11 protein-coding genes are annotated in these 11,104 nt (G+C 60.1%); 2 read left to right on the plus strand and 9 right to left on the minus strand.

Translation table 11 applies throughout. The annotated features are described in order from the left end of the window. Positions 1-545 (minus strand): lipoprotein insertase outer membrane protein LolB (gene lolB / locus JWR14_RS16495; RefSeq protein ID WP_299708617.1); only part of this gene is annotated, 545 nt, incomplete at its 3' end. A gap of 59 nt (positions 546-604) precedes the next feature. After that, entirely contained in the window at positions 605-2,473 is a 1,869-nt protein-coding gene (locus JWR14_RS16500; protein WP_299708586.1) for a tetratricopeptide repeat protein, read from the minus strand. An 85-nt stretch (positions 2,474-2,558) separates the two neighbouring features. Between JWR14_RS16500 and mutM the strand changes: the two genes are divergently transcribed. Together mutM and mutY are read left to right on the plus strand one after the other, a co-directional pair. Then, positions 2,559-3,389 (plus strand): bifunctional DNA-formamidopyrimidine glycosylase/DNA-(apurinic or apyrimidinic site) lyase, encoded by an 831-nt coding sequence (gene mutM / locus JWR14_RS16505; RefSeq protein ID WP_299708588.1) that lies wholly within the window; start codon positions 2,559-2,561, stop codon positions 3,387-3,389. Positions 3,390-3,393: 4 nt separating this feature from the next. Continuing rightward, the gene (mutY, locus tag JWR14_RS16510; RefSeq protein ID WP_299708590.1) at positions 3,394-4,452 is read left to right on the plus strand and encodes an A/G-specific adenine glycosylase; all 1,059 of its coding nucleotides are present in this window, start codon (positions 3,394-3,396) and stop codon (positions 4,450-4,452) included. Between the two features lie 30 nt (positions 4,453-4,482). Here mutY and JWR14_RS16515 read toward each other — a convergent pair whose 3' ends face one another. The 7 genes from JWR14_RS16515 to lptB form a co-directional block, all read right to left on the minus strand. Beyond that, entirely contained in the window at positions 4,483-5,115 is a 633-nt protein-coding gene (locus tag JWR14_RS16515; protein WP_299708592.1) for an LON peptidase substrate-binding domain-containing protein, read from the minus strand. Between the two features lie 34 nt (positions 5,116-5,149). Then, the gene (gene rapZ, locus JWR14_RS16520) at positions 5,150-6,046 is read right to left on the minus strand and encodes an RNase adapter RapZ (RefSeq protein ID WP_299708594.1); all 897 of its coding nucleotides are present in this window, start codon (positions 6,044-6,046) and stop codon (positions 5,150-5,152) included. Positions 6,047-6,168: 122 nt separating this feature from the next. Further along, entirely contained in the window at positions 6,169-7,137 is a 969-nt protein-coding gene (gene hprK, locus JWR14_RS16525; RefSeq protein ID WP_031357600.1) for an HPr(Ser) kinase/phosphatase, read from the minus strand. Positions 7,138-7,324: 187 nt separating this feature from the next. After that, positions 7,325-7,780, minus strand: coding sequence for a PTS IIA-like nitrogen regulatory protein PtsN (ptsN, locus tag JWR14_RS16530; protein ID WP_089165243.1), 456 nt, complete (start codon positions 7,778-7,780; stop codon positions 7,325-7,327). Positions 7,781-8,230: 450 nt separating this feature from the next. Further along, positions 8,231-8,590, minus strand: a complete 360-nt coding sequence (raiA, locus tag JWR14_RS16535; RefSeq protein WP_031357598.1) for a ribosome-associated translation inhibitor RaiA — start codon at positions 8,588-8,590, stop codon at positions 8,231-8,233. Between the two features lie 173 nt (positions 8,591-8,763). Continuing rightward, positions 8,764-10,293, minus strand: coding sequence for an RNA polymerase factor sigma-54 (locus JWR14_RS16540; RefSeq protein ID WP_299708611.1), 1,530 nt, complete (start codon positions 10,291-10,293; stop codon positions 8,764-8,766). Between the two features lie 176 nt (positions 10,294-10,469). Beyond that, positions 10,470-11,104 (minus strand): LPS export ABC transporter ATP-binding protein (lptB, locus tag JWR14_RS16545; protein ID WP_299708614.1); only part of this gene is annotated, 635 nt, incomplete at its 5' end.

Raw genomic sequence — 11,104 nt, forward strand, 5'->3', positions numbered from 1 at the left:
AGCGGCGGTTCGGCGCGCGACAGATTCACGCGCTTTACGCCAGTGGCGGGCGCATCGGCGTAAGCCAGGTAGTCGATGGTCCAGCCGTCCTGCTTGATTTCCTTCAGGCGGCCGTTTTCCGACGATGAATCCATGGTCGTGCGCGCCCGCGAGGTTGGCGCGGGCGATGGCTGCAGCCAATACCGCAAGCCTTCCACCGGTAACGCGAACCCGAGCGTGTTGCTCATCAGTTGGGAGACGTTGTCGGCGGTCTGCGGTTCACGGTTCGGCAATTCGAGCGTGGCGGATGACGGCGACGACGTCACGATAGCCAGCGTTTGCCCAAGCGGATTGCGCAATTGCAGCGTGACGGTGTCTCCGGTTTCCTGCCAGTCGAAGTTGCCGTACGCGTTGCGTTGCTGACCAGTCTGGTCGTTGTACTGGACCGCGAATCGCCCGTGATAAGCGCGGCTGGTCTGCGCAGTCACCGCGGTTGCTGCATTCGATGTACTCGGCGCACGCGGTTTGATCGCGCACCCCGACACCACCACCACACCCGCTGCCATCAGCGCCAACGCACCGCGACGTGCGCGCTGACCACCTAGGAAATTCGTTGCAATCAAGTTCAAAGGTCGTTCACCTGGAATCGTTTGAGCGTTTTCAACAATGTGTCGTTGCCGGGTTCGAGCTTTTGCGCCTGACGCCACGTGTTGCGCGCCTGGTCCTGCTGCCCTGACTTCCATTGCACTTCACCAAGATGAGCGCCAATTTCGGCGTTCGGCTGCAAGTCGTAGGCTTTCTTCAGGATGCTGGCTGCTTCGGCCTGGTTACCCATCCGATACTTCGCCCAGCCGAGGCTGTCCATGATGAACGCGTCGTTCGGCGCAAGCGACACCGCTTTCTCGATCAGCTTCTCTGCCTCGTCCAGACGCTCGTTGCGATCGACGAGCGAGTAGCCAAGCGCGTTGTACGCCTGTGCATTCTCCGGCTGCTCTTTCATCAGCTTGCGCAACTGCGTTTCCATGACGTCGAAATGGCCGTTCTTTTCCGCCGCCATGGCGTAGTCGTAGGCAATGTCCGGGTCGTCGGGGAAAGCCGCCGATGCTTTCGCCAAAGCCGCTTCCGCCTCAGGGTACCGCTGCGCCTGGAACAACATTGCGGCGTCAGTACGGGCGAGCAGCGCCAGATCGCGCGGATCCGACGTCTGCAGGCTGCCGAGCAATTGACGCGCTTCGTCGACCTTGCCGTGCGAGGCGAGGATCTGCGCGCGCGTGACTTGTGCCGGCAGATACTGCTGGCTCGCACGCGGAATCTTGTCGAGCCACTGGTTCGCGGCCACGTCGTCTTTCTTCTCCAGCGACAACTGCGCAAGATAGATATAAGCCTGTCCCGGATCGGCGTTCGGCGTACTTTCAGCCGCCGCCGCGTACTGCTTCAGGTAATCCTGCGCCTTGTCCGGCTGTTTCTTCTGAATGTTGATCAGCGCGAGCGCCATCAGCGGTGTCAGGTCTTTCGAATCGTTCTTGCGCATGGTTTCGAACTGCTTCTGGGCGTCATCGAGACGATCAGCCGACAGATACAGTTGCGCCAGCGCAAGCCGTGCGTCGTGCGACTTTGGATCCTTCTCGAGGTACTTTTCGAACGAAGCAATACCTTCGTCGCGTTCGTTCGGCCCCATGCGCGCCAATGTCAACGCGGCAGGCAAGTAGTCCGGCTTCAATTTCAGCGCTTGTTCAAGCGATGCCTTCGCGCCCGGCAGGTCGTCGGCGGCAATTTCTTGCCGGGCGAGCGCCAGTTGCGTTTCCGGCCGGTCCAGATCGTTCTTGACCAGATCCTTCAGCACATTCAATCCACCTACGCGGTTCGGTCCGCGAGAGAGCAGGATCTGCAGCGAAAGGATTGCGTCGCCACGCTGCTGAGCGGGTACTTTCGCGAGCTCGGTGGTGAGGATAGCCTTGGCGTCGTCGGGCTTGCCGGAGAGGATCAGCAGCGACGCGCTCAACTGCGCCGCACGTTCCGAATTCGGTGAGAACTGCTGCCAGAGCTGGACGGCCGTCAGCGCGTCGTTGGGACTCTGTGCGGCGATTGCAATCTCGGTCGCGCGCTGCGCGAAACGTGGATCGTGCGTGTCGCGCGCGAGGGCGAGATACGTCTGATAAGCGGGCGCTGCCTGATTGCGTTGCAACGCGACTTCCGCCGCAAGCACCTGGAACACGATCTGGCTGGACGCAGCCACATTCGGCAGGTCCTGAACTTCCTTGCCCGTGGGCGGCGCGGTGATCAGGTCCGCTGCACTGATGGCGGACTGGTCGTCGTCAGGGGTCGGCAGTTGCGCTGGGCTCTGCGCGTAGGCAGGGGCTGCCGCAAACGCCGCCACCGCGAACGCTACTGCGGCCGCGAGCTTGCTCGGGGAGACCGGCTTACCGCGTGCGGCGCTCGTTTGAGCGGTCGCTGCACGCTGCTTCGAAAACAACTTTACGAAGGACAAGTTCATGGAAATCCGATCAATGTTTCAGTCGATTGTAACGCGCTCGCTACAATACGCGCACATCCCACAGCAAGTTACAGACCAGTAAAACATGCCAGAGTTGCCGGAAGTCGAAGTAACCCGACGCGGGATCGAACCGTTTGTTACCGGACGCCGGGTTGAGCGTGTCGATGTCCGTACACCGGCGCTGCGCTGGCCAATTCCGCCGCATCTCGCGAAGACGATGAAGGCGCTGAAAATCGACAAAGTCGAGCGGCGCGGCAAGTATCTGTTGTTCGAAACCTCTGAAGGTTGGCTGATCGTGCATCTGGGCATGACGGGGACGTTACGGGTATTACGTAACGTGCCGCGGCCGCCGGATGCGGCGAAGCATGATCATATAGATGTGATCTTCGATGATTTCATTTTGCGCTTTCGCGATCCGCGGCGTTTCGGCGCAGTGCTCTGGCATGCGCGCGCAGACGGCGACGTCCTCGACCATCCGCTGCTGGCAGGACTGGGCGTAGAGCCGTTCACGCCTGAATTTTCCGGCGCGCTGATGTACCGGCAGACGCGCGGACGGAAGGTGTCCGTCAAGCAAGCGCTGCTCGCCGGCACAATGGTCGTCGGCGTGGGTAACATTTATGCGTCCGAGAGCTTGTTTCGTGCGGGTATCCGGCCCACGGTCGCTGCTGGCCGCGTCTCGCTTGTGCGCTACGATCTCCTCGCCGACGCCGTGCGTACAACACTGGCCGCGGCGATCGAAAAGGGCGGCAGCACGTTGCGCGACTTCGTGGGCAGCAATGGCGAGTCGGGCTATTTCCAGCTCGATTATTTCGTCTATGATCGCGCGGGATTGCCGTGCCATGTTTGCGGAGCGGCCATCAAGCAAATCGTGCAAGGCCAACGATCCACGTACTTTTGCCCGCGCTGCCAGCGCTAGTTCCATGCTCCAGCTCACCGACTTCTCCACGCGCCTGATCGCATGGCAACGTGTTCACGGCCGTCACGACCTGCCGTGGCAAAACACGCGCGATGCCTATCGGATCTGGTTGTCCGAAATCATGCTGCAGCAGACCCAGGTATCGACGGTGATTCCCTACTACGTGCGTTTTCTCGACCGTTTCCCTACCGTGAACGCGCTCGCCTTCGCGCCGCTCGACGACGTCATGGCGCTCTGGGCCGGCCTCGGCTACTACTCGCGCGCGCGAAATCTGCATCGATGCGCGTTTGTGGTGTCGACAGAGCATGGCAGCGAGTTTCCGCGCAGCGTCGAGGAGTTGGCTGAACTGCCGGGTATCGGGCGTTCGACCGCGGCGGCTATTGCGTCGTTTGCGTTCGGCGCACGCGCGACTATTCTCGATGGCAATGTGAAGCGGGTGCTCGCGCGCGTGTTTGGTATCGACGGATTTCCGGGCGAAAAGCGCGTGGAAATCACGATGTGGACGCTGGCCGAATCGCTGCTTCCCGATGCCGCGCACAAGGACGAAGTCACCGCGTACACGCAGGGGTTGATGGATCTTGGTGCAACGCTGTGCGTGCGTGGCAAACCGGATTGCGCGCGCTGCCCGTTTGCCGCCGATTGCGTGGCAAACGTGACGGGACGGCAAAAGGAATTGCCCACGTCGCGCCCGAAAAAGATGGTGCCGACTCGAAAGACCTGGATGCTGGTGCTGCAGGATGGCAATAGCGTCCTGCTTGAGAAACGTCCGCCGACGGGCATCTGGGGCGGTCTATGGAGCCTGCCTGAAGCACAGGATGAAGACGCGCTCGCGGCGGTCTCGCATAGCTTTGGCGGATCGGCCGAGCTTCAGCGGCTCACGCCCTTCACGCACACGTTCACGCATTTCAAACTGGATATTGAGCCGCGTCTCGGGCGGGCGAATGGTGTGCCCGAAGCTGCTGATAACAAGACCGTGTGGGCGCCGCTTGCGAATATCGATGCGTATGGCGTGCCCGCGCCAGTCCGCAAACTGCTCGACGCGCTGCAGGGCTCGCTGATTTGATCGTGGGTTGCTAAAACCGCTTAGACGACGTCAAAGCAACTGATGCTGCTGCATGTAGTGATGCACGACATCGATCCGCGCGGCTGCGTCTTCAAGCTCCATCAGCTTTTGCCGGGCGCGCATGGGAATCGGCAGGATCTCGGATAAACGGTTGGATACCCACGTCGGATCGTCGAGAAGGAAGGGCTCGGTGAACGGCAGGTCCTTGGGCTCGCGTGCCTTGATTGCATCGATGATCCGCTCTAGCACTTCCGCGCACGCACCAAACTTCACCAGCGCTTCCGTGCCATCCAGCGGCGTGTCGTCGCCAATGGTTTCCGCTACGCCCACGAGCAGATTGCTCGGCTCCACGCGATGTGACAACAGTCGAAACCGCGTCGTGCCGCGCGCCTGGACCAGCAGCATGCCGAACGTGTCCACGTCGCATTGCGTGATCTCGGCGAGGCAACCAATGCTCTCGGGCACTGATGGATCGCCCGGTGACGCAATCTCATTACCGCTTTTCAACAGGCACACGCCGAACGGCGTGCTTTCGCGCAAACACGCACGCGCCATGTCGAGATAGCGGGCTTCAAAGATTTTCAAGGGGAGGTGGCCGCCCGGAAACAACACGGTATGCAGCGGAAACAGCGGCAGGTCGGCGAGAAGGGGATTGGTGGACATCGCGCGCTTCTTTAAAAAGGCCGCCCAAAGGCGATCAGGTTTGCATGGGCGCGACGTGTCCATCCACAGCGATGGGCGCGTCGCGATGCCGCACAATCACATTCGCCTTGTCACCGAAGCGCGCGGCGAGCGCCTGGGCGATGAATACCGAGCGGTGCTGGCCGCCCGTGCAGCCGATCGCAACCGTCAGGTAACTACGGTTGTCGTCACGGAATTGCGGTAACCATTTTGCGATGAACGTGCCCACGTCGTCGATCATCTGATGGACCATCGGCTGGGCGGACAAAAAGTCGATAACCGGCTGGTCCAGGCCCGTCAGCGGCCGCAATTCGTGATCGTAGTAGGGATTCGGGAGCGTACGGACATCGAAGACAAAATCGGCGTCGAGCGGAACTCCGCGCTTGAATCCGAACGACTCGAACATCAGCGTCAGTCCGGCCGTTTCCTGCTCGATGAAACTCTTCACCCACGCGCGCAACACGTTCGCCCGCAGATTGCTGGTGTCGATCTGATGGCCGAATTCGGCGAGCCCCGACACGAGTTCGCGCTCACGTTCGATCGCTTCGCCCAACGAAGTGAGCAGCCCCACGTCGGCGTCGTGGCCCGGCGAACCCGATAACGGATGGCGGCGGCGGGTCTCGGAAAAGCGCTGGATCAGCGACTGCGTACTGGCGTTAAGAAACAGCACACGCAGGTCGAACGCTTGCGACAGGTCTTTGATGATCGCGGGCACTTCGTCGAGCGACCGGCTCGAACGAGCATCGATAGCAACAGCCAGACGTGCCTGCCCCTGGCTGTTGAGGTAGGCCGCGAGCTCAGGGAGGAAGCGCGGTGGCAGGTTGTCGACGCAATAATAGCCGGCGTCTTCGAGAGCGTTCAGGGCAACCGATTTGCCGGAGCCGGAAATACCCGTAATCAGAATAATGCGCATGAATAAGGACTCGTTCGCTCTAGGTAATAGCACGCAAAGGACGCAGCACGCAAAGCACGCAAAAATTCGGGTCCGGGCGGCGGCTGAATGCTCGATGCCGCCGGTCTAACCATCTCAACCGGTCAGATCAGCTTGCCGGGGAACTGGCTTTCGGGGTCCTGCATCGCAAGGCGTTGACGATCCATGAAGTCGCGCAAGGTATCAATACCCCGCAGTTGCAGGATCGTGTTGCGCACCGCAGCTTCGACCAGCACTGCCAAATTCCGGCCGGCCGCCACCTGGATCGTCACCTTGCTGATCGGCAGGCCGAGCACGTCGACCGCCTGGCTTTCGAGCGGCAAGCGCTGAAATTCACCGTCTGGACGACGCACAAGCTGAACGATCAACTTGAGTTTCATTTTCCGCCGAACGGCGGTTTCCCCAAAGATGGTCTTGATATCCAACAGGCCGAGGCCGCGGACTTCCAGCAGGTTCTGCAGCAACGGCGGACATCTGCCTTCGACAAAATCCGGTCCGAGGCGCACGAAGTCTACGGCGTCGTCAGCGACAAGACCGTGACCGCGGCTGATCAACTCGAGCCCGAGTTCGCTTTTGCCGAGACCGGAGTCACCGGTCAACAGCACGCCCATGCCGAGGATGTCGAGGAACACGCCGTGCAGCGTGGCGCGCGGAGCTAGAATCCGCGACATATAGAGCCGCAGGCTGTCGATCACGGCTGCGGCCGACATGCGTGTGGTGAAGAGCGGCGTAGACGAGCGTGTGCAGCGCAGAACCAGTTCAGGCGGCGCGCCGACTTCGCCCGCCACCACCAGGAAGGGCGGTTCCAGCGCGATCAGTTCGGCCATGTTGCGCGACCGGTCTTCGTCTGACTGACGCTGGTAATAGGTGATTTCGGCGTCGCCGAGTACCTGGATACGGTTGGGGTGAATCAGGTTCAAGTGCCCGACGAGGTCGGCGCTTGACGTTGCATTGGCAACGGTTTCGGTCGAAAAGCCGCGCTCCCAGCCTTCGTGACCCGTCAGCCAGCTCAGTTTCAGCGCAGCCGCGTTGTCGTCGAAAATACTCTGGGCGTTGATGCTGGACGTATCCATGAGGGCCGGAACTCCGAGAGAGGCCGCGAGCATGGGGCAATTGAAGAGCCGGGGTTGGTCTCTTCAATGCTCCGCTCAATAGGACTGATTGTGCGCTAGAAGGGCCGCCGGCGCGAGAGGGCCATTCGGCCTGGTTCTCCGTACCAATCCGGCTTCAAGTCCAGCACGAGGCCTGGCTTGGGAGGGCTCAGGGTTGCCATTGCGTGAGCACCTGATACAGCGCTTCACGGTTTTCTTCAGTGTTCAGGCGTTCGCGTGCATCCCGGTCGGAGAGCAACTGCGCTATTTCCGAGAGGATTTCGAGGTGTTGTTGGGTAGCCTGCTCGGGAACAAGCAGAAAGATCAGCAGCGACACGGGCTGCCCGTCCGGCGATTCAAAAGCGATCGGCTCAGCCAGGCGCACGAAGGCGGCGAGCGGATGCTTCAGGCCCTTGATGCGTCCGTGGGGAATGGCGACACCTTCGCCGAGACCGGTCGAGCCAAGGCGCTCGCGCGCAAAGAGATTGTCGGTGACGGTACTGCGGCCAATGCCGTTCTGGTTCTCGAAGATCAGGCCCGCTTGCTCGAATACACGTTTCTTGCTGGTGACGGACAGTCCGAGGACGACATTTTCGAGGGGAAGAAATTTGGCTAAACGATTCATGTTGGCAGGCAGATGCGTGGCCTGAATTCTCCTCATCGTGGCGGCTGCAGAACCTGCACGAAACGCTCACGGCGATTTTTGGTAAGGAATGCGCGGGACACCAAGGTCTCGCTTCACTCCGATTAACAACCCCGGTACCCGGTACTAACCTTTGACCGGACCATTATAGAACAGCGTAATCAAACGATGGTGCGGCGCGCCATACACTTGACGCGTTTGTTGCACATAACGCGACGGTTGCTGCTTGCCCCAATTCGCTCCTGCCGCGGCGAAAAACCGCCCCAAACCGGTGGCGACAAAAAAGCCGCCTGCTTTCAGGCGGCTCGTGCCGAGACTATCGAACTGATGGGCTCCGGTCTACATTGCTCCGGAGTCCGGCGCATCGAAAAATCCTCCAGCCGATGCGCCGTTCAACCCATTTGAATCACTCCTCTAACCGTTCACGATTCCTTACGGTGCCGGAACTTCGCTCTCCTGCGGTTCGTGTCCGTATTTCATCGTGGCGTGTGCATGGCCCTGGATCTTGTCCTTGTGGCGAAGCACTTGCCTGTCCAGCTTGTCGACCATCAAGTCGATGGCCGCGTACATATCAACGTCACAACTCTCGATGAAAATGTCCTTGCCCTTCAGGTGCAAGTTGATTTCGACCTTTTGCCGCTTGTCCTTTTCCCTATGATTGTCGACCGAGAGGACCACACTGCCGTCGATCACCTGATCGAAGTGCCGTAGCACTCTATCCAGTTTGGTGATCACATATTCTCGCAACGCAGGCGTCAATTCGAGATGGTGTCCACTGATCTGCAGATTCATAGTTGCTCTCCAAGCTAATGGCCGCCTGGACGCTATCACGCTACTCAAACCGGCCGCTGCGTGCCCGTACGTGCCCATTCTGCTGAACACTGGTACGGATCGGGATCGCATCGGCCAGCTCGCTCGCGCTTTCGCGACGCGGCCGGTAAAGGCCCGCCGCAACATGCAGCGGGCTACAGAGACTTTCGCAAGTTCACTGCCGGAATTTTCAGGGCTTCGCGATATTTGGCCACCGTGTGGCGCGCCACCACGAATCCCTGTTCTGCCAGCAACTCTGCGATGCGGCTGTCTGAAAGAGGAGATTTTGAGTCTTCGGCTCCTATCAGTTGCTTGATGAGTGCCCGGATCGCCGTGGACGATGCCGCGCCACCCGTGTCGGTTGAAACGTGCGATCCGAAGAAGTACTTAAATTCAAGCGTCCCGAATGGGGTCAGCATGTACTTACCGGTTGTCACACGTGAGACGGTGGATTCGTGTAAACCCAGCGTATCAGCAATCTCCCTCAAAACCAAGGGCCGCATTGCAATTTCACCGTGCGCAAAAAAGTTCTTCTGACGCTCCACAATGGCTTGTGCAACGCGGAGAATCGTCTCGAATCTTTGTTGAATATTCTTGATCAACCAACGTGCTTCTTGGAGCTGCTGGCGCAACGAACCACTGCCCGGATCGCCGCGATTGTTGCGCAAAATATTCGCGTAGAGGTGATTGATGCGAAGCCTCGGCACAATTTCCGGATTCAATTCTGCCGTCCAGCCGCTGGACATTTTGCGCACCAGGATGTCAGGAACCACATAATCCGCTTCGCTTTTTCCGAACGCCGCGCCGGGGAACGGTTCCAATGAACGGATCAGCAAATGAGCGTCGCGTAAGGCGTCGTCGGACGCCTTGAGTTGCTTGCGCAAACGCGTGAAATCGCGCGCTGCCAGGAGCTCCAGATGGTGCATCACAATATCGAGTGCGAGCGTCCGGATGGGCGACGGATCGAGCCGCAGCAACTGCAGCTTGAGACATTCCGACGCCGAGCGGCCGCCCACTCCCGGCGGATCGAAACTTTGCAGCAACGCGAGCGCCGCGCTCAGTTCGTCGACATCGACTTCCAGTTCATCCGGCAGATCCGCCTTCACTTCTTCGAGCGATGACGTGAGGTAACCATCTTCATCGAGTGATTCGATCAGGAACGTGATCAGCGCACGATCGCGCTGATTCGCCTTCGTCATGCGCAGTTGCGACGTCAGGTGGTCGCGCAACGTAGTGGTGGATTCGTGGATTTGCAGCGGCGGCAGGTCGTCGTCGTCCGAGCCGCTATTCGAGCGGCCGTAATCTTCCAGATTCCACGAGCTCGAATCCGGTCCGTTATCCGACGAACTCATGCCGTTGTATTCGTCTACGCCTTGGGGCTCGCCGTTTTCGGATCGGTCAGTCGTGGTCGTGCTGCTGCTGCTCGACGACGAGCCGTTGCTCATCATGGAGTCGGGCGCATTCACCGACGCCCCCGCCGAGGTGATCAGCGAGCCGTCCGCCGCCACGCGCAGCGGGCTGGTGGTCCAGTCGTCCTCATTCTCGAGTAGCGGATTTTGCGCGACAGCCATCGCGACCTCCTGCTGCAGTTCGAGCGTCGACAACTGCAGCAGCCGGATGGACTGCTGCAGTTGTGGGGTCAGCGCAAGATGCTGCGATAGGCGGAGTTGGAGGCTGGCTTTCATGGCAAGGTTTTAATCATTGTAGAGAGTTTGCCACGGGCGCGAAACCTCGCGGGGAATCGACCAAAAACAACCGTGCCGCCTCGCGGGCGGCACGTAAGAAATGCGGCAGTGCAGCGGCTGTGCCGCAACGCCGCTCATCAGGGTTTTGACGGCCGCCAGGCGATTTGTCCGCAGCGTTACATACGGAAATGTTCGCCGAGATAAACGCGCCGCACGCTCTCGTTTTCGATAATCTCGCTCGGCGCGCCTGCTGCGAGCACGCTGCCGTCGCTGATGATGTAAGCGTGGTCGCAAATGCCCAGCGTCTCGCGTAGGTTGTGGTCCGTTATCAGCACGCCGATGTTGCGCTGCTTCAGGAATTTCACGATCTTCTGGATTTCGAGCACGGCGATTGGGTCGACGCCGGCAAACGGTTCATCCAGCAGGATGAAGGCCGGATTGGTGGCGAGCGCGCGGGCGATTTCCACACGCCGACGTTCGCCGCCCGAGAGCGACAGCGCCGGATTTTCGCGCAAATGAGCGATCTGAAGTTCGTCCAGCAACGCTTCTGCGCGATCCGTGATGCCCTGCTTGGAGAGCGGCTTGTCGCTTTCATCCGTCTGCAGTTCCAGCACCGCGCGAATATTCTGCTCGACGGTGAGCTTGCGGAATACCGACGCTTCCTGAGGCAAATAGGACAGTCCGAGACGCGCGCGCTTGTGGATCGGCAGCAGGCTGATAGACGTCCCGTCGAGGAGGATTTCGCCGGCATCGAGCGGAACCAGCCCGACGATCATGTAAAACGACGTGGTCTTGCCCGCGCCGTTCGGCC

Source organism: Caballeronia sp. (genome assembly GCF_028292365.1).
Lineage (GTDB): Bacteria > Pseudomonadota > Gammaproteobacteria > Burkholderiales > Burkholderiaceae > Caballeronia.